The 23023-nt window shown below is 39.7% G+C and carries 12 protein-coding genes; 1 reads left to right on the top strand and 11 read right to left on the bottom strand.

What is annotated here, in order from left to right; genetic code table 11:
* Nucleotides 1-194 precede the first annotated feature (194 nt).
* From J7E57_RS05975 to J7E57_RS05930, 10 genes are all read right to left on the bottom strand, one after another.
* Nucleotides 195-1922: a RagB/SusD family nutrient uptake outer membrane protein gene (locus J7E57_RS05975; protein ID WP_215126037.1), complete on the bottom strand. Its 1728-nt coding sequence runs from the start codon at nucleotides 1920-1922 to the stop codon at nucleotides 195-197.
* 23 nt (nucleotides 1923-1945) lie between these two features.
* Nucleotides 1946-5179, bottom strand: a complete 3234-nt coding sequence (locus J7E57_RS05970) for a SusC/RagA family TonB-linked outer membrane protein (protein ID WP_215126036.1) — start codon at nucleotides 5177-5179, stop codon at nucleotides 1946-1948.
* A 29-nt stretch (nucleotides 5180-5208) separates the two neighbouring features.
* Nucleotides 5209-6642, bottom strand: a complete 1434-nt coding sequence (locus J7E57_RS05965; RefSeq protein WP_215126035.1) for a fasciclin domain-containing protein — start codon at nucleotides 6640-6642, stop codon at nucleotides 5209-5211.
* Between the two features lie 32 nt (nucleotides 6643-6674).
* Nucleotides 6675-8489, bottom strand: a complete 1815-nt coding sequence (locus J7E57_RS05960) for a fasciclin domain-containing protein (protein ID WP_215126034.1) — start codon at nucleotides 8487-8489, stop codon at nucleotides 6675-6677.
* Nucleotides 8490-8499: 10 nt separating this feature from the next.
* On the bottom strand, nucleotides 8500-9966 hold the full coding sequence (locus J7E57_RS05955) for a RagB/SusD family nutrient uptake outer membrane protein (protein WP_251029814.1): 1467 nt from the start codon (nucleotides 9964-9966) through the stop codon (nucleotides 8500-8502).
* A 10-nt stretch (nucleotides 9967-9976) separates the two neighbouring features.
* Nucleotides 9977-13249, bottom strand: a complete 3273-nt coding sequence (locus tag J7E57_RS05950; RefSeq protein WP_215126033.1) for a SusC/RagA family TonB-linked outer membrane protein — start codon at nucleotides 13247-13249, stop codon at nucleotides 9977-9979.
* 6 nt (nucleotides 13250-13255) lie between these two features.
* Nucleotides 13256-15481: a fasciclin domain-containing protein gene (locus J7E57_RS05945; RefSeq protein ID WP_215126032.1), complete on the bottom strand. Its 2226-nt coding sequence runs from the start codon at nucleotides 15479-15481 to the stop codon at nucleotides 13256-13258.
* Between the two features lie 438 nt (nucleotides 15482-15919).
* Nucleotides 15920-17275: a hypothetical protein gene (locus J7E57_RS05940; protein WP_215126031.1), complete on the bottom strand. Its 1356-nt coding sequence runs from the start codon at nucleotides 17273-17275 to the stop codon at nucleotides 15920-15922.
* 27 nt (nucleotides 17276-17302) lie between these two features.
* Nucleotides 17303-18685 (bottom strand): glycoside hydrolase family 105 protein, encoded by a 1383-nt coding sequence (locus J7E57_RS05935; RefSeq protein ID WP_215126030.1) that lies wholly within the window; start codon nucleotides 18683-18685, stop codon nucleotides 17303-17305.
* 197 nt (nucleotides 18686-18882) lie between these two features.
* A complete protein-coding gene (locus J7E57_RS05930; RefSeq protein WP_215126029.1) occupies nucleotides 18883-19923 on the bottom strand; it encodes an adenylate/guanylate cyclase domain-containing protein in 1041 nt (346 codons plus the stop codon).
* Between the two features lie 328 nt (nucleotides 19924-20251).
* Between J7E57_RS05930 and J7E57_RS05925 the strand changes: the two genes are divergently transcribed.
* Nucleotides 20252-20860, top strand: a complete 609-nt coding sequence (locus tag J7E57_RS05925; protein WP_215126028.1) for a GIN domain-containing protein — start codon at nucleotides 20252-20254, stop codon at nucleotides 20858-20860.
* Between the two features lie 427 nt (nucleotides 20861-21287).
* Here J7E57_RS05925 and J7E57_RS05920 read toward each other — a convergent pair whose 3' ends face one another.
* Nucleotides 21288-22922 (bottom strand): ABC-F family ATP-binding cassette domain-containing protein, encoded by a 1635-nt coding sequence (locus J7E57_RS05920; RefSeq protein WP_215126027.1) that lies wholly within the window; start codon nucleotides 22920-22922, stop codon nucleotides 21288-21290.
* Nucleotides 22923-23023: the final 101 nt, after the last annotated feature.

Below are 23023 nucleotides of genomic sequence, written 5' to 3'. Positions count from 1 at the left end.
ATTGCTTCGTTCCTCGCAATGACGACCTTTCTTAAGAGATCTGTCAATGGTAGCCTGTCGAAGGGCCTCTTATGGAGTTGCTATCTTAAGTACTCTTTAAGGTGTTTCGACAAGCTCTCCGTAGGAGTCCTTTGGACAACATGACAGCATTTGAGGTGAAATCGCCATTATGATGCAACCTCTTATTTATTTTTCTATTTCCAATCAAACGGCAAGTACCAGTTAGCCGGATCCATTAATTTTTGCCTGGCAAGGCTTGCATTAGGGTTACCTGCTTTTAACAGCTTTTGGTAAATGCGATCTGCTAAAAAGGCTGGGTTATTCTGTCTTCGGGCAATACGGACCAAATCAGGCCAGCGGTTACCTTCAAAAGCAAGCTCCAATGCGGCCTCATCAATTAATTTGCCTTCCAAACCAAGCATATCTGTCTGGTAACTCACATCGATAGCATTTAACACTGCCCTACCCCTAATGCCACAGTTACGGTACCAGGTACCCGAAACATCGTTATTTTTTCTGGCATCGAAATAATATGGTGAAGTTTGTGGATAAGGCGTTATCATGGTATTTAACTCGGCTACCGAAACTGGTGCCTGGGCGCCAGCTGTAAACGTACCTACATAATAAGTATTTCTGATTCCCGTGTTTAACAATGCCCAGCCTAACTTGGTCTGTCCATCTCTATTGGCAGCTTCCGAAAAACGCAGGTGTAATAGTGATGCACGATAAATGCCCCATTTCCCACCGTTATCGGTTAATTTGGTAATTTCTTCGCCCATGGCCGAAGCATTGAACGATAATTTGCTCCTCGGATCGAAAGGAACACCGCTAGTAGTAACCTGGCTATTCCACAAGTCTTTTATAGCCTGCGAAGGTTTTATCTGATAGCTTTTAAGCGGCGAACACAAATCAATCATTGGGTTTACAGGTTTAAAGGCGGTATTATAAGGCATTGCCCATAACCACTCGGTGCTCCATGGACTCGAGGTGGTTGGCAAGGCAAAAATAGCACGCCAGCCGGCATCTAAACTATTGATTAAACTGGTAGGATCTTGCCCGCTTCTGCTAAACAGAACGGCTAAATTGGCATACGCCACATCACCAGAGTTATTGATTTTGTAAAAGTTAAATCTAAAGTTATCATTTGCATTGCCATTTTCGGCGTTCATCAGCTTGGCATAATTTTCGGCTGCTTTAATATAATTGCCTTTCCATAAGTAAAGATCGCCTAATAGAAAGGCTTTGGAAGCAAACAATTTTTGGGTACTATTAGCATCAATGGTAACCAGTAAGGATGTTCCTGTTGGATAAGCATAAGCTTCCTTATATGGCAAGCTCTCGTTAAAGGCAATTAATTTATCCAAGAGCTGATCAAACGGTGTTTTTGGGTAATTGGCCAGGTTTTTCAAATCATCTACCGTTTCTATCGCATCGGTAATATATGGTACACTACCATATTGAATACCTAAATGCAGATAAATCCAGCTCCTCAACGTGGCAATATCTGAATAGCGTTTGTTGTAATCATCAACACTCATCCGGCGATCATCGACCATCATTTTAAAGTTTTTAAGCACATCGTTACAATTCACAATCACCTGATAATATGGTCTTGGATCAACATATTGATTGTTTTTTGTTTCGGTATGTGATGATAACTCCTGCAGATCGGTACTTGATTTGGAGGTAACATCCATTAAATCTCCACGCAGTTCGTTCTGCAGGATATACAGTTTTTCCAGGCCCAAAAACTGGCCGTAAATACCGATAACCGCCGCATCTGCATCAGATACTGTTTTAAAAGCATTTACACTATCCAATTTATCTTCGGTTGGTATGTCAAGCATTTTTTTGCAAGACCACGAACCTGCCGATAAAATACCCAACAGCAAAAGGGATGCAATTTTTTTATTTATGTTCATTTTCATGAGTATATCTTTCTTAATTATAATCCAACTCTAACACCTAGCTGAAACGACCTGAATTGCGGCTCAAGGGTGGTATCTACGCCCTGGCTAAATAAACTTCCTGAGTTACTAAATTCCGGATCATAGCCTAAATAATTGGTTACAGTAAACAGGTTGTTAGCCGTAGCATAAATTTTTGCGTACTTAATGGCTTTCAGTTTTAAGGGTACATTATAGGTTACATTAATGGTTCGCAAACGTAAATAAGAGCCATCTTCTATCCAGCGGTCAGAAAAACGGGCATTCCCTACCGGATCACCATAAGTAGCTTTTGGTACCGACGTAACTTGTCCATCACCTTTCCACCTGTTGCCAATATTTGGTGTTTGGTTGTAATAAGTACTTCCAGATTCTAGCTGTGCCCTCGTATAATTGTAAACGTCGTTACCGCTGACAAAAGTGATTAAAGCATCTAAACTCCAGTTTTTGTAAGTGAAGGTATTGTTAAAGTTTCCAAATAAATTCGGATTAGGATTACCAATAACGGTGCGGTCGGCATCGTCAATAATCTTATCGCCATTGCTATCGGTAAACTTTACATCACCCCCTGTAAATGGTACAAGTGCTCCCAAACTGTTGCGGCTAGATAAACCTGAGGCAGTGGCCTCTGCATTGGTTGCAAAAACACCATTGGTTTTATAACCGTAAAACTGATTGGACGACTGACCAACCTGGCTGATGTAAGCACCACCTACATAACTGGTTATAACTGAATTTCCATCAGGTAAACTGGTAATTTTATTGGTTGATGTACCGATGGTTAAACCCGCATCCCATTTTAATTTTTCATTCAGAATCCGGCCGTTTAAGGCTAAATCTAAACCATTTGTCTGCATGCCACCATTGTTGTTGATAAAAGAAGCAGTACCCGTAACAACACTTAGCAATTGATAGCTTAGCATATTTTTAGTGCTGTTTCTCCAATAATCTAAGCTGATGCTTAGGCGCTCACTAAAAAAGGAACCATCTATACCGGTATTAAACTTGCGTACGGTTTCCCATTGTAGATTGGGATTAGCAAAATTTCCGGTTACGATACCCCTGATGCCCAATACATTTTGAGAGGTATAATATTTTCTGGCGGTATAATTCCCAACATCATCATTTCCAACTAAACCATAGCTCATTCTTAATTTCAAAAGGTCAACACGGTGTAAGTTGCGCATAAATTTCTCTGAAGAGATTACCCAGGCAGCACCAACAGCGGGTAAAACGGCATAACGGCTTCCATTAATCCTCAAACCATCATCGAAGTTTAAGAAACCCTGATCGGCCTTTGCACCAAAGCGCGAAGATCCATCAACAGCCATTGAGAAATTAACCAGGTATTTATCGGCATAGCTATAATTGGCAGACAGGTAATTGTTCAGCGTACGCCATTTCCCAATATCACCACCAAATGTTCTAAAAGCGGCATTACTGTTACCAATGCTAATCAATTCATCTGTTGCAGAGTTAAAACCCAAAGCATAGTCCTGCTCGCTTTCGCTCTGCGAATATCGGGTACCTACAATTGCATGTAATTTACTATATGAGCCAAAAGATTGATCGTAAGTTAAGCGCAGATCGTTAAACACATTAAAAAACCTCCCTACCTGAGTACCCAAACGGCTATCGCCTACATAATTGGAAAGCGTATCGTTGGTTACTCCTTTTCTTGGAATAAAAAGCGTTTCCTGTGTTTTATCGTAAGTTACACCACTTAGGTTAGATAGTTTAAAGTTTTTATTGAAAGTAAAATCGAAATTGATGTTTCCATAAAATCGATAAGCCTTTTTTAAATTTTGTCCTTTCTCGATTAAAGCTCGTGGATTACTCACCTGTAAAGTATCGTAATCCGCTAAATTTGGTGAAACGGCCCCAGTCGAATTTATTTCATTTCTGGCCATAAAAGGCGATTTAACCAAAGCTAGAAACAGTGGGTTGGTTATCGGAGCAATTCCCTGGTCTTTTAAACGCTGTTCGGTATAGGTAAATGATAAACTGGTGCTTCCCTGCAGTTTTTTAGTCAGGTTTAAATCACTATTAAAGCGCGTACTGTATTTTAAATTATCAGTGCTATCAATTACGCCCCTATCTCTGGCATAAGCAGCAGAAAGTGCATACTTCGCAATATTATCGCCACCGGTTACCTTTAAAAAATAGTTCTGATCGAAACTGCTTTTTAATACTTCATTCTGCCAATTCGTTTCGTTGTGGTATTTAAAATAATCGGGATTGGTTGGACTGTCGTTCATATAAGGTTTTGCGGCAATGGCACTATTGCTTAACCCCTGACTTTTTAAAATATCAGAAAGATATAACCTATAATCAGAAGCCCCCATTACAGGTAAGTTTTTAGGCTTGAAATTGAAACCTGCGTAACCAGAAAAATCGATATTGGTAGCCAGATCGTGTGCACGGTTGGTGGTAATTAACACCACCCCATTTGCCGCTTTCACTCCATAAGTAGCTGCCAAAGCCGCGTCTTTAATGATGCTGATATTTTCAATATCCCGAACATCGATAAATTGAAGCGGATTGTTAACATGACCTTTAATTAGCGAAGTACCGTAATTATTGGCATCGAAAATCATACCATCAACCACATATAAAGGCTGATTTGTAGCATACAGAGAGTTAAACCCTCTAATGAGCACATCGGCACCTACACCAGGCGTTCCTGAGCGCCTGGTAACTTTAACTCCTGCTGCCCTGCCCTGAACGTAACTCATTACACTTTCAGAATTACTGGCCCAGTTGCCTTGCAAACTCACATTACTGATAGCGGGTATTGCCCGTGCCTGTGAAACCGTACCTATCGGCGTAACTACCTCGTTGTAAACCGAGGCAAATGATAACGGGTAAAGTTTGGTTCTGATTTCTTTGTCTTTATAAACTGGTAGCACCTTGGTTTGGAAACCATTACCCGAAATAATAATGCTGGCCTTATAATCGGGTACCACTACAGTAAACCTTCCTTTTTCGTCGGTAATGGCGGCATTAAAACCAGTAACCGTGATATTAATGCCCACTAAAGGCTTATTGGTATTTCCATCGAGCACAACACCCCTTATTTTTTCACCCTTAACTGCGCGGGCCTTTACTTTTACGGTAGTGGTATCTGTTTCGGTTTTCATCGAATCTACTTCCTGTGCCTGTGCAGCTAAGCCAAACACCAGTAAGCAAAGCAATATGCCCCAAACTTTTTTTATCGTTGTAAAATTATACATAGTATTTTTTTTGAAAGCAAGATTCATAATTAAGGTAAAACTGGTTCGAAGCGTAGATAATCCAATATGAGCGTACTCACATTTACATTCGTACTGTTTGCGGCGGTTAACCTCACCTGAAAATTGCCAAACTGTGCCGGAGTGTATTCTCCTAAGTAGGTTTCGTTATAGGTTAAGGGATTTACCAGATGGGTATAAAACAAAGTATAACTTACTGTGGCAGGGTTAAAAAAGAAGTAACGCTGTGTAAACGCCGCCACCTGTGGGTCGCCAGGCAAACCAGAAATGGCCCTTGCGTAAACTTTATATTTTACTACCGGTAAATTGGCTTTAGTATAAAACACACCAAATTCGGCATACTTATGGTCATAAACCTCAATATCGTTAAAGGTTTTCCCTAAATTATCAAGCTTTGTGCGGTATAAAAGTGTACGTGCAGCACTAACGAATTGTGGTTTTTCACCTTCGATTTTAAATTCTGGTATTTTATCTTTTAAACGGAAAGGCAGCGCATTTACAACATGCACCATCCCGTTACTGGCCCGGTACGAACGGATAATATTAGCCTTATTGACTGGCACTTTTACGCCTTGTAAAGAAATCAGTGTATCTGGCAACTTTTCAATCGGGTAAACGCCTTTAACGGTTAAATCTTTTACCAAGAAGTAGGAAGCATTCAAATTCGGATTTACACTTGGATAATAGGTTGAAAGTTTTGCCGATTCGGCTGTAAAAGCAGCATCCTGTAATATAAAATAAGTGTATTGCTGGCTTTCGTCTCTCAAATCGGCTACATTTACCCAGTAAGTATTTCTGGATATCATTGGTGGATTGGGGGCAAAAATTGGATTCCCCAATGCATTATAGCCAATAACAGTAGCGTTTGCGGTATCGATAACGGTAATCGACAGATTATTAATGTAGTTCTTTTGCAAAGCACCATCAGTACTGTTGAGCATATAATCCCAAATATTCTGTTTGGTTGGAACAGCCTGATCTACGGTATACAATACCCCATTTTTTACGAACTGGCCAGCAGCAGAAACAGTGCCATCTTCAAATTTAGTGCTGGTAAAAACACCAAACTTATTATTAAGCAGTTTCAACCTTGTGGTATCGCCCTCTTTGTTTAATGGGAAAGTAGATAGTGCAATATGGTTGGCTACAAAATCTTTTAATTTTGCAGGATCAGAAACAATTGCTGCATCTAAACTGGCTAAAGCCTGATTGGTTGGTGCCCAAACCGTATAATTTTGCGCACCCGCAAGCACCTTATCATAACCCGTAGTTTTAACATAACCGTTAAAAACACTTAGGTTAGACTGGGCATCGAGCTTTTGTGCAAGATCTAAACTGTTATCTACATTGGTAAGCTCATTATGAAGTTCCAGGTTATCTTTACAGGAATATAAAACTGCACTGATACTGAGCAGGGCAACATATATGATATATTTTCTAGTCATTATTTATATTATTAGTTCTATAGCTCAATTAGTTATGGGCGTTTATAAATCAGGCCCGACGGACTAAATCTTGGATAGTTCTGATCATCATCAATCGGAATAAAGTGAATCATATCCATATTCATAATTCCGGATCCATTGCCACGTAGTGTAGTAAACCTAACCCAGTGTTTATCAGTTGTTTTAATATCTACTACCCCGGCCAATTTCCCGACCATAACCGACCATAAATTATTCTGTGCGATAGGTTGTAAACCATTTACACCGTTACTTACTTCGGCAGTTGTGGCCATATAGCGTTTAAAACCGTTGGTTAACATTAATCCATCTGCAGAAGGCAAAGCAGCATTGGCGGTAGGCACACCAGAACTGGTTAATGTTTGTGCAAAATCGACCAGGTTTGGCAATAACTGCTCTTGTGTTGTACCCACATCTACCCCAACCTGTGTAAGCGGGCCGGAGCCATTGTAGGTATAACATATCCACACTTTGTATTTACCTTTTACCAGCATAGGTGTTCTGATTTCCATCCAGATAGAACGTAAAGTATTACTGGTGGTGGGGTTAAACTGAATTACATCTCTGTTGGCATAACTCCGTCCATCAGACGCACCTATTGGTGTTGACGACACGGCATAAACAGGACCAATTGTGCCTGCTCTGTAAGCATCGAGCCTGATGCCTGCGGTAATCAATTTTCCATTTTGTAAAAGCTGAATGGTTTGTCCAGGGGCCCGCCAGGCCGCTAATAATTTTAATTCTGGCTGATCGCCTATATCGAAGAAAACGCCCGTAGGTACCCTTGGTTTAATTTTGTAAAAACCTTTCGATTCGTGTAAAACCCCATTCGAAGTCGTAACATTACTAAAAGTTCTGTTTACTTCTACTCCTGGCTCAATCACCCCATTAAATTCATCATCATTTAATAAAATTTTGGTTCCCGCTAATTTGGTGGTTACAATTTCGCTTGGCACCAACGTTGACAATGAGGGCGAAGAAACAATATCTGGGGTATAACTTGCTCCTGTTGAAATATGGTAAGCTACATACATCCACAAACTATCAGTATGACTTTTCGGATTACCTGTTTTTGAAAGTTTGGCTTTTAAGGCCGCGTAATTACTAAAACCTGCAGCTTGTATTGCCGAATCGGATTCGAGAATTACCGTTTGAAAACGACGGGTAGTATCAGGAATTACAGATTGTACATAATTTAATGAGTCGTAAAAACCAGTTTCTTTTAAGGCCTGGGTAAAGATGCTATACCTGATATTGCCTTCGATAGTGGAAGCCAGTGTTTTAGTTGAAGGGATTAACACATGATCGATAACATGGATGATCCCATTCCCAACCCGAACATTAGATTGGGTAATGAGTGCCTGTTTGTTGATGATAAAACTACTCACACCATCTTTAAAAGTAACACCAGTTTGCAAATACTGACCATAAAGGGTGATCTGCGTTAACTTACCATCGGTAAATTTGCCTGTAGCAACGGTATCTGGCAAAACGTGGAAACGAACAACGTCTTTCAGTTCTGCAGCTGATAATTGGTCGACTGCTGTTTTATTTAAACTTTTCAACCAATCGTTAACTGCATTATTATCAGGAGTAAATATGGTGTATTTACCATATGCTGCTAAGTAACCTTTTGTACCCGATCTTTCTAAGATTTGGGTAAACAGAGAAAATTTTTCTGGATTTTTCTCCAAAAATCCGGTAATGTTTACATCATCAGTAGTACTCAATGTTAAACTTTCTCTTTTGCAGGCATTAATCACGAAGATTATAAATGCACTGAGTATAACCAAATAGGTAATGTTGCGGATGTCTAATTTCACTTTCATATCACTTATTCTATTTAGTGTAAAATGGATTTTGTACGAGATTAGGATCTGTAAATAACTCACTTTGATAAATCGGCAAGTAATGGCTATTGGGATCTCTAAATTTGGTAATGGCCGATTGTTGAAGCGTAGGCGATACTGTTTTGGCTGCAAGATCTAACAAAATATCAATACGGCTATAGTTATTGCGTTTGGCGTGACGTAAAAGATCGAACCATCTTTTGCCTTCAAAAGCAAATTCTCTGGCACGTTCGGCCAAAATATAATCGCACAAAGCTTCAGTTTCTGAAGGGTCTACAGCAACTTTCGTAGCATTTACAGCATTACGTCTTAATCTCAGTTCATCAACCAATGCCAAAGCTTCTACACCACCTCCGGTTAAGGCCAAAGCTTCGGCTTTAATCATCATGATATCGGAATAACGGTATGCTTGCCATTTTACGTAAGAAGGATTTTCCGTGCCATATTTTTGAATGGTAAAAGCCGCATTATAATAAGAGCCAGGTCTGATATCATAGTTATTATCCGGATCAACATCATCTGGAATAAAGATTTCGGTACTCAAAAACGGGGAACCGATAAAACGTCGTCTGGTATTTACCAGTAAAGTATAAAACGGGTTTTCAATCGCCTGGTCAAATTCAAATATGGTTTCGATGGATGAACCTTTAAAAAACACATTATTGTACCAGCCAGAACCTGCACCAACCAGGGCAAATCTTTGCGAACTGATGATTTTATTACATTCGGTAATACAGTTCGGATAATCTTCCATCCACAGGTACACATCGGCTAACAAAGCATTTACGGTAAATTTGGTTACCCTACCCTTATCAAACCTTGTGCTACCATAAGTGGTAACCGCTCCTTGTTCTGCTTTTTTTAAGTCGGCAACAATCTGTTTTAAAATATCGGCCTGTTTGGTTTTCGGCAGATCCTGTAAATCGGTATCTTTTACAGTAGCAGTTAATTTTAAGGGTACATCTCTAAAGGTACGCAACAGGTAAAAATACATAAGACTTCTTAGCGTAAGCGCTTCTGCCACATAACCGTTCAATGCTGCATCGGTAAAAGTGGGATCGGTAGCTTTAACGCCAGGTGCAAAATCGAGTACCGTATTGCAATAGTTAATGGTACGATAAAAGGCTGCCCATCTTGCTGTTGTATTATCCTGGGTAATATTTACATTAATAATATCCGTTTCTTCTGTTGTAATACTAGGCCCGCCTGCAATCATATCGGCCCTAAGCTCACCATACATAAACATGTACTCCAATAAAGATTTATCACCAATACCCGGAGGAGGCGCCAGTAATGAGGTATAACAACCAGAAACTGCTGCTAAAACATCTTCTTTCGTTTTCCAGAATTCCTGTCTGGTAATTCCATCTCTAGGTTGCAGATCGAGCCATTTGTTGCAAGAGCTGTTCATCACCAGCATCATGATTAAACAAGTGCTATATAAAATATTTTTCATCAGTTTTGAATTAAAAGTTAGCAGTTAAACCGAAAGTAATTGTCTTAATTGGCGGCGTGGTAGAATTATCTATCACCGTGTTCGACCCATTTAACTTAATTGGCACCTCAGGGTCCTGACCAGTATATTTAGTAAATGTTAAGATATTCTGAACGGTAAGATTGGTGGTGAGCGATTTCATGCCCAATCTCTTCATAAAGGTTTTGCCAAAATCGTACTTTAAAACCACCGAGCTCAATCTTAAAAATGATCCGTCTTCAATGTATCGGTCAGAGCCTAAAAAGTTGTAGCCCGTACCGTACATGGCTCTCGGCATATCGGTCACATCACCCTCTTTTTTCCACCTGCGCAATACCGCTGTACTTTGATTATTAAAACCGTACATATTGGTGGTGTTAATCTTAGTACCGTTAATAATATCGTATCCGGTACGGAAAGTAAAGTTAAAACCTAAGCGAAGGTTTCCGTTGATGGTTAGGTTAGATCCAAATCCCCCTGTTAGTTTCGGGTTGCCATTACCCAGGTACACAATATCTTTATAATCGATGTTCCCGTCATGGTTAATATCTTCATACATGGCATCGCCCGGTTGGAAAACATAATCAATAGAAGGATAAGCAAAACGCATGTAAATTTTATCGCCGTTCGGCCCAACAATCTGGTTTCCATTCTCATCCAATGCAACTGTTGCGTTTTTATCAGGATATACACCTTTAAATTTGAAGCCATAAAACGACCCGAAAGGATTATTTTCCTGCACAAATACTTTGTACACATTGTTACTGGTTACCCTACCTTTGTTTTCTCGAGGGTATAAAGGCGAAACCTCCCGGATTACGTTTTCGTTGTGTGCAATATTGAAAGCAAGATCTAGTCTTATCTTTTTCTTTTTGATGACAGTAGCATTCAGGTTTACTTCCCAGCCCTGGTTATCCATCGTACCCACATTCATATCAACACCGCCATATCCGTTATAACTCGGTACCTGTAAACCTGGATAAAACAGATCGGTAGTACGTTTACGGTATAAATCGAAGTCAATATTTAAATTTTTAAAGAGGTTTAAGGTAATACCGAGATTGGATTGAGTAACCGTTTCCCACCTTAAATCGGTTAATTCCATATTGGTAGAATACACACCGGCATTATTCAGGTAACTAAAACCGTAATTCTGATAAATATTGAAGTAAGAATAATCGTTACGCGGAACGTTACCACTTTTACCATAACTGGCCCTTAAACTAAAATCATCTACATATTTGGCCTTTTTCATAAAAGGTTCGCCAGATATCCGCCAACGGCCAGAAACTGAAGGGAAAATGCCATATCGGTTAGCAGCACCAAACCTGGAGTTACCATCGCCCCTAATGCTACCATTAATGATATAACGGTCTAAAAATTTGTATTGAACGTTAGCCAATAAACCAACTGACCTGGTTTGTCCTAAAGATGATGATGCAGAACCTGTGTAATTGGTACGGCTATCAACAGAAGGATCGGATAAATACGATGATGCCGTATTGGTTGAAAACAGGTATTGACCAGTTCTGCGGCTATCTTCACTATCGAAGCGTAAAAAACCTATGATATCGTGTCTGTCGTTCAATTTCGGTGTATAGGCCAATGTCATACTGGTGTTCATGGTGAATGAATCGCCATCAGCATCTGAAGCCGTATTGACTACCGATTCGGTATAAGGGCGGCCTGTTGCAATCTGTGGAAGGAAGGTTTTTACTTTGGTGTTATTAATATTTACCATAAAACTTCCATTCAGGCGTAACACACTTGGCAAAATTTCGTACTGTAAACTAAATTTTGGTGTAATCCGTTCACCCAATTGGTGGTTAGTACCTGCTGATGCCATCGCCAAAGGGTTAAAAGTTCCGGTTACCTTTCTAGTATCGAAGTTATATAAGAATAAGCCTTGTGCGGTTGCCGCAGGACTGAAAAAGTTTGAAGTTAAATTCCCATACTCATCGTACTCGTAAATGCTCTGGTTAGGCATTTTGGTATAAGCTACATCTCTAACATTCTGCGTAAAAAGCCCATTCTGGTCGATATGTGTATAAGAAATATCAGAACTGAACCTGATTTTGTTCGACACCATATAATCTAAATTCACCCTTGCCGAAACACGGTTTAAATCTGTGCCAATGGTAGTACCTGTTTGGTTAAAATAATTTACCGAAGCACGGCATCTGGCTTTTTCACCACCACCCGAAATAGATAGGTTATGATCTTGAAGGTAACCTACCCTCGTAATGGCTGATAACCAATCGGTATTGTTGCTGTAATTATAGTAATTATAAGGATCGTTCGGATCATATTGAAATTGCTTTGCAAATTCTGAAGTAGAAAACTGACGGCCCGCATTATAATATTCTTCCAAAACGAGTGAAGAATACTGGTTACCATCCAACATCGGGATCGGACTTGGCTGTTTAGAATACGAACCTTTAAAATTATAGGAAATAGCTGGCGGACCAATTGAACCTCTTTTTGTGGTAATGATCAATACACCGTTTGCGGCTCTCGATCCCCAAACGGCTGTAGCCGCAGCATCTTTTAGCACACTAATTTCTTTAATATCAGATGGGGCAATATTTAATAGCTGACCATAATTGTTCTCATCAGAGGTGGCAAAGTTAAAATCAGAAGGAATGGTAATGTCGTAAGGCATACCATCCAATACAATTAGCGGATCGGTAGCGCCATTAATGGAAGATGTACCGCGGATACGGATCTGCATCGGCGCGCCCGGATCGCCTGTACTGGCGGTAATGTCAACCCCTGCCATGCGGCCTTGCAAAGCCTGATCGATTGATGCCGATTGGAGGTCTTCGAGTTCTTTGGCATCAATGGTAACCGTAGCCGAAGTCTGATCGCGTTTATCGATCGTCATTCCACTTCCATTGTTCGTTTTGGCTCTCGAAACAATCTGAACTTCATCCATCTGATTTTCAGAAGGTTCCAATTGGAAATTGATTACTGCCTTATCGATATTAACAGGTGCTGAAGACCTATAACCAATATATGAAACCGATATCCTATAGGTTTTATCTGCTACAGGTAAAGAATAGTTTCCATCAATATCTGTCGAAACACCTTTAATTACCCTTTTGTCTTTATCAACAATTACAACAGATGCACCAATAATGGGCTGCTTATCTTTTTTATCAATTACCTTACCCTTTACATAGTTAATTTGTTGTGCATAGGTTAGGGACGATACCAACAAACAGCATAGTAAAATAAAAAAACTATAATTATATCTTTTAGTCATCTCGGTTTAGAATTGATATTTTAAATAAGAATTGATTTGGTGAATCACCGTTCTGTTAGATAACACGTTGCTCCTATCGGTTGTACCCAACAAAACATTCACAGAAGTATTGGTTACGTCTCTTAGCGTGAGCGTATTGGTGGTATTGGTAAATACAGTAACCTTGGCTGCATCTCCCGAATCGTTTTTAAGCAAACTTTCAAAAGAACCTGTTTTCTGTCCGTCGCTTGCTACTGTGCTTTTAATAATATGGTATTGGATAAATTTGGCCACCTTGCTAATATCTCCGGCGTCTGTTGGCGCATAATTTGGCGTTCCGTTGGCTAGTTTCGGCAATAATCCTGCGGTTACCGCAGCTTGTATAGCCGCGTTTGTAGGAATGAAAACGGTGTATGAAGTGCCGTCGGTAACCCCTTGAATTGCGCCTGTAGCAGCTGTATAAAGCGTTACGTTATTTTTAAGGTATTGAAAGAAAGAATAATAAGGATCGGTTGTTAGCGTACCATATTTTTCAATATGCTTGCTTACCGGAAGTACAGTATACATCAGTACTTTGGCAGCATAGGCATCAGCTCCATTAACAGCTGTGGCAACCGAATCGATCTTAATACTTTTATCGGCAACTGCGGGTAAATCTTCTGTACCAGCTGAAGAGAAAAAACCGTTGTTGTACTTAATGTATTCACCACCCGAAGTTTCTAAAATACCAGCTGTTGTGGCAAAATTTGGTACAGCACGGTCGCCCAGTGGGATAATATGCGTTTGCAAGAGTCGTCTCAAAATATTGAGGTCGCCCCTAATTGGCGACGAAGGATAAAAGGGATCGTATGAAAATCCTAAACTTACCAATGTGGCATCGGGAATTGGAATAACAATGTATTTTAAAGAGGCTGTTTTAATCGGAATAGCATAACCCAATACATCTAGCGCCTGTTTCATAATGTAATAGGTAGGATCTAAATTTACCTTCCCATATACGGTTGAAAATACATTGGCATTTTGGGCAGCGTTTACGCCATAAAACAATCCATTACTTAAAAACTGCTTGTCTACAACGTTTGCAGGCGTAAGTTTAGTGGCTTCGCCCAAAAAGCTGTTAACCGTATTAAACTTGCTTGGCCATACGGTAGTTCTATACAAATGTGAGTTGATAAAATCCCTGATGATATCGGATCTTAAAGAAAACAGTTCGTTCAGCTGTGCTTTATAGTTTCCGGGCTGTAACCTGTTTTTTGCATAATATTTTAACAGCACTTTTGCGTAGGCCTCAACCGCGTCATCGGTTGGTGCAAAAATGGTATACATGCCAATCTGTGCATCGTTGGCATCATCTTTTAAGTAATTTTCGTTGTTAGGCGAAAAACCAAGCAATATGCTATAGTTTTTAACGTAAACATTATCACTTTTACCCGTTAACACCTGATAACGGTGGGTAATATCAGTATTCACATTATAGCTTACATATTTATCCAAAAGGGACTTGAAAGCACCATACTGTGTTTTAGTGCCAATATACTGATCAATACTTTGTGGCGGGGTAAGCACTTTATCTACGATGTGGATTACGCCATTTTCGGCTACAATATCTTGTTCGATAATTTTTCCAGGCCCAACATTTTTTCCTGTATACTCGGTATTGGGATAAAAATAATTATAATCTAAAGCACTAATGCCTGCAAAAGAGACGAAGGGGGCAAGAAAATAGGGCAGGTTTTTATTGTTAAAATCGGTTGGCAAATAAGTTCCGTTTCGGTTACCCGCAATTACCTTTATCGCTTTACCATCATTGTCTACGCCATCGTAAACAAAATCGTAATAAACGGTACGTCGCCTAAAACCAACATTTTTAACGAAACCTTTTGCCGTTAAATTATCGCTTAAACGTTCTACTTTCTCTCCATCATAGGTCATTGAATAACGTACAATTGCCGAAGCCAGCGTTGCATTTATCTCGGTTAAGTTGTTTTCGGACATATAAGTAGCAAAAGCCGCATCCGTTGGTGCAAAAACCGTCCACGAACCAGCTTTGCTTAAGGTTTCTTTATAGCCCGATTTATCTATACAATCTAAAAATCTGGTAAAATTCCCTTTGGCCTGAAGTTGTTGATAAATCGGATCGGCTAATGTTTCAGGACGGCCATAGAACTCATCAAATTCTTTTTTCCGGCAAGCGCTGAGAATGAATATAACCGCCAAATTAACGATTAAAAATTTCTGTAAAATTTTACTCATAGCAATTTCATTGGATAAACGGCCATTAAAATACTGGGCAATAAAAAGCTATGGATCTAAATCAATTAGAAATTAAAAAATGCAAAAACTGACTTAAAGGGTGAGTAGATTTTTACTGCATAGAATCGTATTAACGTTCGTTAATTAAATAGTTGGTTAAAAAGTTATTTGGTTAGTGAATTATTTCTTAAATATATAAAGGCAGAACAAAATTCCCATCCTGTACTATCCTGTCTTCTTACTATAAAATATTATCATAAAAAGATAATATCGATCTTCAGCATACCTAAATCGTTTTAAGCAAGTCTTAATGCCTTTAAAAAAAATTAAACAACAGCATTAATGATCAAAAAAAACATTAACAGTACAACAAATAATACAAAATACGAGGGCTAATCCTGCAATTCGCAGTGGCACGTAATGTTGTTTGGTTTGAAGTTATTTGATATTCATCCATCCTTCTGGGATAGCAATCACACAGATATTCATGGATCGGTTGTCTTCAGATAACATCGCTGACTGGATTTCGATTTTTTTACCATCGGGGCTCATGGTAGGATGCGGATGATCTGCAGCTGTTTGCTTATGCCCTGCCGAGAGCAGTTTCATTTCATGTGTTTTCCTATTAATCAGATAAATGCTCCTCGAAAAATCGTCGCCAACTGTCCACTTGCCATCTGGCGAACCGCTTACATGCCAAAGCCCACTACCCGTTGGCGTTTGTCCTTCAATTCTCATTTCCCTTGTTCTTAAATTTACAATGGCCAGCCCGGTAGGTTTTTCGCGGGTACCTGATGGTCCCCAGGCATTTTCTTGTCCGGGATTGGCACCGTTCACATCAGTTTGTGGGGCAGATACAGTTCCAGGTATAGGCCTATGCCCCATAATGGCCATGGCTACCTCATCTCGCGAAATTATCGCTTCGTGGGTAACCCATTCATAATCGGTCTCTGGATATAGTGGCCGTAAGCCTGTTCCATCAGCCAATACGGTCCAGGTTCGCTGTGGCGATTTCCCTCCGGTTTCCCAGCAAAAAACAATTTCGCCGGCAAGCCAGGGATTGGTCTGTATATGCCCTATCTGAAAAGGAACGGAAATTACATATTTGATTTCGCCGGTATGGATATTCATCCCTGCTATACCCGATGGGCCAGCGCCCATTTTCCGCGGTCCAAAGTTTGGTTCCAGTTTAATTCCTGCTGCAAGATGTTTAGCCGCTTCTTCTTTACCCACCCTGAAATAAGCCCAGTCTTCGTCACCATCGAGGGCCATATCGCCACCCGCACCAATTTCTTCGGGGGTGGTTCCACAAGCACGCTCATAAGCCGATACAGGTTTCGTTTTACCAGATTTACTATCTGCAAATACCTTAGCCAGATCTACCTCTATAATTTTTACTGCGCCTCCTACGCGTTTGCCCGAATCAATATTCCGCATAAAATATAGTTTCATCGATTTTCTGGCCACATTCAACATTCCGGTGTAGCCACCTTCGGTAACCTGAACAAGATCTCCCGTTTGCTCATTTACCGCCATTGCTTCCCCTTTAACCCTGCCCGATCGGAATATCAGCCATCGTCCATCAGCAGTCCATTGGTTATGTGTCTGATAAATCTTCGAATCTCCTGCAGGCCTGCTGGTTAAAAAAGTAAGTACAACACCCGTAACGGGATCTTTAACAATTTTTCTTTCTGAAGGAAAACGTTTTCCTATCTGTGCGTAGCCAGCGTGATGGTTAAATACTAAAATGCAGGTAAAAACGGCAATAATAAATGAACAGGATGTATATTTCATCTTTATTTTGGTTAAATGCGGTGTTGATTATTTATACATCTGTACCGAACTATCGTTTATTACGAAAGGGTGCTCTTGTAACAAACGATAAGCTTCTGCTCCTGCTAAAAGCACCGGGCCATAACTATGTGCAGCAAAAACATTTACAGGCCTATAATAGTAAAACGCAGGATCGAAACCCATGCCTGTACCCACACATGTACCTTCTACCTGACCGTTTGCATTTATTTTAGTACTCACGGCATTCCAGGCCAACAGCGCCATAGGGCCATAAGCTTTGGCATCAAGCCAGCCTTTGTTTACTGCACGGGCAATGCAATAACTATAAATAGCGGTTGCTGATGTTTCCAAATAAGAATCGTTACGATCTAAAAGCTGATGCCAAAAACCTGTTCCATCCTGCAAAGCTGCCAAACCTTTTACATGTGCTTTTAACATTTGCAAGATATAGGGTCTACCTGGATGGTTTACAGGCAAGGCATCCAGCAGTTCTATTTTGGTCATAAGTGCCCAGCCATTTGCCCTCGCCCAATGAAACTGCGGATGGGGATCCATATCCTGAACCCAACCATGCATATACAATCCTTTTTCTGGATTAAACATCCGTTCGGCAAACAATCTGTATTGTTTCACTGCTTCGTCAAAATATTTCGTATCACCAGTTAGTGCGCCCATCTGGGCAATTGCAGGTAGGCTCATGTAGAGATCATCAAGCCATAACGTATTGGGTTGCGGCCTGTTCCTGGCCAATGTACCATCTTTCAAACGGAACTCTTTGGTCATGATGTAATTTAAATAATGATCGATAACCGGGCGGAGATCGGCTTTCACTTCTCCTGTTCGCTGCGCCTTAATCATTGCAGCAGCAATAGAACCTGCATCATCCAGCGCATGTGGATCTATTACCGAACGAACCGGTGTTACTGCCCCTTTATTTGTTTTTAAGTATTTTTGATAAGCAGAAACAACATTTGCCAAAAAACTAATCCGCTTAACGGTATAATCTTTAAATTTTTGATCTCCTGTTGCAGTAGCAACCTCCAGCATACCAGTATAAGTAACACCCCATTCGTAACTCGTTAAACGATAGTCTCCAGGTTTAAATATCGAAGCGGAATCTGCTTTCTTTAAATCCGAAACCACTTTTCCTGAAACCTTATCTATCAGTTCGAAAGGGGTCGTTTTATCCAGGTAGTTAAAAACGCGATCCAGCGATACTTTAATATCTGCCATTTTTGTTTCACCATAAGGTGTAACATAGGCTGGTTTTAACAGATGTAGCGGCGAGGTAACATCATTCCCTTTATGTTCTATATATTGAGCAAAAGCTGGTACTCCGGCGCATACCGCAGAACAAAGGAATAATATTTTAGATCCCGAAGTTTTAATCAGATTGGTAAAAACAAACATAATAGATGGCTCAAGCTATATCATTGCTCCTAAATGGGAACAAAACATATAGGGGTTTATAAATGGTTAATCAAGCCAATCTATCACAATTAAAAAAAAGAAGCAACCTGCTCTGTCCTGCTTCTTTAGTAAAGAAATTATTACAGTATTTATAGCGCTGTAGTTAAGAAGATTTACAACTTTAAACTTAGCGTGTATTAAACAGGCTGTACAGCTACGAGCTGCATTTCTTTTTCCTTTCCGCGGAGCTTAATTGCACCTAACATTTGCGTGGTATAACGATCTGTTAACTGTAGTTCTTCAATTAGCGCTATCGATACCAGCATCTCCTGGTTAAACTCCTTGCACATATTCTGAATTCTTGAAGTGGTATTCAGTACATCTCCAGAATAGGTAATATCGCGTTTTATAATCCCTACTTCGCCTGCTATAATCTTTCCGCAATGAATACCTGCTTTAAAAGCAGGTATTAAACCATACTTTCCAATGTACTTATCCCTCAGAAGTAACAGATGCGCTTTGATATCAAAAAAACAATTGATGCATTTATTGTTTCTTAATCCTTCATTATAACGCCAGGCAATTACCACTTCATCACCTACATATTGGTATATTTCTCCCCTATTTTCTAAAATAGGATTGGTAATATCGATAAAGATGTCTTTTAATAATTCGTGGTATTTTTTATCTCCGAGGCTTTCGGCGATGGAGGTTGATGAATTTAAGTCGAGAAACATAAATATCCTTGATTCTTCTTTAGGTGTATTGTACTTTCCACTGATAATATCCCAGAAAATACCTTGCCCAAACTTACTGTTTATCTGCAGCAGCAACTGCGTTATGGAAACCACAAAGGCCCACACCAATCCGTTTTTTAAAAATCTTTTCGAATCCCCCAGTTCATAGAGGCTCAGTATCTCGTTTACAATCAAAATAACGCCTAAAAACGACCCAGCTACAATTAAGAGGGTATAACCATAAGGCTTATCGTTATATTTTACATTTACAAAGAATACGAGCAAACTTCCTCCTAGCAGTGCCCCAAACAAGCCAATAACTGCATTTAGTACAATTGAAGAAAATAAGGTATAGCCTGGTGCAGGCCCTAAAGAATTTCGGGTGTGCAGCACAAGGTCTTCAAAAATGGCAATTACCATCCCAGCCATCGTCCAAACCAGGATAATGACCAATAACTGCTGAAGTTTCTGCTGTGTTTGCCGATTAATTTTTACTGACATCGTGATTTCTATTCAAAACGACTGATTCAATATACTTTAACTTTTACTAAAATAATGAATATAATCTTACATGTGCCCTAATAAACAATTGAAATAGCAATTACCTGTTAATACGTAAAAACTGTTCGCTGCCGCACAACTACTGTTCGGAAATGAACATACCTAAACGGGTAATAAGCAAAAACAACCCTTACAAAGCGGTTAAGGTGACATTTGCTTTTTGGCACCCGCTTGGTTACCACGAAACTGAATAATGTTGGTACAAGCTGGTTTTAAATAGTGCACCACCATAAGCTTAATAAATTTTAACATTTAAATAAAAAACACAATGAAAACTTCAATTAAAACGCTAATCGTTACTGCATTAGCAGTAATTACTTTAACGGCTGCCCTTCCAAACAACTTAAGGGCTACAGAAAAAAACACGACGATGCTTTACAAGCTTCAAAACTTTAGAAGGATTGTGATAAAGGGAAATGTAGAAGTGATGTTGGTACAGCGGCCCGCGATTGGAATATCTTTTGCAGATGATAACACTGGAAATGTGAAAGTTATCCAGCAGGGCGAGGTGCTACGCATTACCAGCCTCGATAAAGAGAAGTGTAAACTTGTTATTTATGTAAATGATATTTACCGCATTGAGGCTGATCAAAATGCTGTTGTAAAAACAGAAGCAAAGCTCAGCACTAAATTTCTTCAGATCATTCTTAAGGGAAATGCCTTTGCCGACATCAACACCAGTAGTGAGGGCCTATATACTGAAATTCTCGACAATAGTACATTAAAACTCAAAGGCAATACCAATCGCCATACGCTGGTTATGGGCAAAGCACCAAATTTGACTATCGATCGTTTTGCTGCCACCCAAACAGATGTTAGTCAGATAGAAAACACAACAGAAAAAATTGTTGCCCTTGTTCCGTCCTCAGTTCAATAAAGTTTTACCATCTATAATATAAACAAGAACAGAAGTAGGTATTCACTTAAAACAAAAGAGATTGTATCATAAAGGCGATTTCACCTCTGATGCTGTCATGTTGTCCAAAGGACTCCTACGGAGAGCTTGTCGAAACACCTTAAAGAGTATTTAACAGGTCCTTTGACAAGCTATCAATGACAGATTATGATAAAAAGGGTCCTCATTGCGAGGCACGAAGCAATCTTAATGCGTTCGCTACTAGCGGTAGTTGTAAGATTGCTTCGTCGGCTGAAAAAGCCTTCTCGCAATGACGATTTCGCGCAACCTATCACTGCAAAAAAATCCTCTGTCATCTATATTGATTTTTATCCAATAAATTAACCCTCAGGATGGCAAATCTATATTTATGATACAACCTCTTCAAAATTCAGTGTTGGAAACGCGTTTAACTTTGCTCAATTTCCTTCAGGCTATTCATTTTCTTATAAGCTAAGAATCCTTTTATATCTTCAAAGTGTTCACGAACGCGTTTATTACCAAATTCAAATACTTTTTGTACCAATCCATCTAAGAAATCCCGGTCATGCGATACCAAAATCAAAGTACCATCAAAATCTTTCAACGCATCTTTAATAATATCTTTGGTCTTCATATCCAAATGGTTGGTTGGCTCATCCAAGATCAATACATTTACGGGTTCTAACAACAATTTAATCATGGCCAAACGGGTTTTCTCGCCACCAGAAAGTACCTTAACCTTTTTTGTGGTATCATCGCCACTGAACATAAAGGCGCCTAAAAGGTCTTTGATTTTTATTGAGCCGTCGCTTAACGGAATTTGATCAATGGTTTCGAATACCGTTAGGTTTTCATCCAGTAATGCAGCCTGATTTTGCGCAAAATAGCCAATCTTAGCATTGTGCCCTACTTTTAAACTGCCTTCGAAATCAATCTCACCCATAATGGCTTTAATCATTGTCGATTTACCTTCGCCGTTTTTACCGACAAAAGCTACTTTTTCTCCTCGTTCGATCACCATAGATGCTTTTTCAAAAACAACATGATCGCCATAAGTTTTAGTTAGCTCTTCTACCATTACTGGATACTGGCCTGAACGGGGCGACGGTGGAAATTTTAATCGCAACGCCGAAGTATCTACTTCATCGATTTCAATTACTTCGAGTTTCTCAAGCATTTTCACACGCGATTGCACCTGTAAGGTTTTAGAATAAGTTCCCCTAAAGCGATTGATAAATTCCTGGTTATCCGCAATAAAACGTTGTTGTTCTTCGTAAGCTTTCAACTGGTGTACACGACGCTCAGCACGCAGTTGAAGATAATGGGTGTATTTGGCCTTATAATCGTATATCCTGCCCATCGTTACCTCAATGGTGCGATTGGTAATATTATCTACAAAGGTACGATCGTGAGAGATTACCATCACCGCCTTTGCCGAATTGATCAGAAAATCTTCCAACCATTGAATACTTTCGATATCCATGTGGTTAGTAGGCTCATCCAGTAAAATAAGATCAGGTTTCTTTAATAAAATTTTGGCCAACTCGATACGCATACGCCATCCACCCGAAAACTCAGAAGTTTGGCGGGTAAAGTCTTTACGCTCGAAACCCAAGCCTTTTAACACTTTCTCTACCTCTGCATCATAATTAGTTTCTTCGATAGAATAAAATTGTTCACTTAATTCAGATACCCGCTCGATAAGCTTCATATAATCGTCACTTTCGTAATCGGTACGGATAGTAAGTTGTTCATTCAGCTCATCAAGCTCTTTTTGCATCTGGTTTACTTCGGCAAAAGCTTTCATGGTCTCCTCAAAAACAGTAACATTATCATGAGTGAGCAAATGTTGTGGCAAATACGCAATCACAGCTTCTTTCGGACCTGTTACGCTCCCAGATGTAGGTTTAGCTACATCAGCAATGATTTTTAGAATGGTCGACTTGCCTGCACCATTTTTACCCATTAAGGCGATTTTATCGTTCTCGTTTATCGAAAAGGTTACATCGCTAAAAAGAGTGGTTCCGCCAAATGAAACTGAGATGTTATTTACATTAATCACGATTGGGAATATTAAATTCGCGGCAAAGATAAAGGAAAGCGGTTAAATTATCGCGAGAATTTTAAGCCATAAAAAAAGCCTCAGCGTTATACTAAGACCTT

This window comes from Pedobacter sp. ISL-64 (assembly GCF_018613605.1).
Classification (GTDB): domain Bacteria; phylum Bacteroidota; class Bacteroidia; order Sphingobacteriales; family Sphingobacteriaceae; genus Pedobacter.
This window is presented reverse-complemented; position numbering and strand designations above follow the sequence as displayed.

What these genes read in the sequence shown, in the direction of transcription:
- J7E57_RS05960 (WP_215126034.1), bottom strand. Translation starts at nt 8,489, where the DNA reads ATGAAAGTGAAATTAGACATCCGCAACATTACCTATTTGGTTATACTC.
- J7E57_RS05950 (WP_215126033.1), bottom strand. Translation starts at nt 13,249, where the DNA reads ATGACTAAAAGATATAATTATAGTTTTTTTATTTTACTATGCTGTTTG.
- J7E57_RS05940 (WP_215126031.1), bottom strand. Translation starts at nt 17,275, where the DNA reads ATGAAATATACATCCTGTTCATTTATTATTGCCGTTTTTACCTGCATT.
- J7E57_RS05925 (WP_215126028.1), top strand. Translation starts at nt 20,252, where the DNA reads ATGAAAACTTCAATTAAAACGCTAATCGTTACTGCATTAGCAGTAATT.
- J7E57_RS05970 (WP_215126036.1), bottom strand. Translation starts at nt 5,179, where the DNA reads ATGTATAATTTTACAACGATAAAAAAAGTTTGGGGCATATTGCTTTGC.
- J7E57_RS05935 (WP_215126030.1), bottom strand. Translation starts at nt 18,685, where the DNA reads ATGTTTGTTTTTACCAATCTGATTAAAACTTCGGGATCTAAAATATTA.
- J7E57_RS05945 (WP_215126032.1), bottom strand. Translation starts at nt 15,481, where the DNA reads ATGAGTAAAATTTTACAGAAATTTTTAATCGTTAATTTGGCGGTTATA.
- J7E57_RS05955 (WP_251029814.1), bottom strand. Translation starts at nt 9,966, where the DNA reads ATGAAAAATATTTTATATAGCACTTGTTTAATCATGATGCTGGTGATG.
- J7E57_RS05965 (WP_215126035.1), bottom strand. Translation starts at nt 6,642, where the DNA reads ATGACTAGAAAATATATCATATATGTTGCCCTGCTCAGTATCAGTGCA.
- J7E57_RS05975 (WP_215126037.1), bottom strand. Translation starts at nt 1,922, where the DNA reads ATGAACATAAATAAAAAAATTGCATCCCTTTTGCTGTTGGGTATTTTA.
- J7E57_RS05930 (WP_215126029.1), bottom strand. Translation starts at nt 19,923, where the DNA reads ATGTCAGTAAAAATTAATCGGCAAACACAGCAGAAACTTCAGCAGTTA.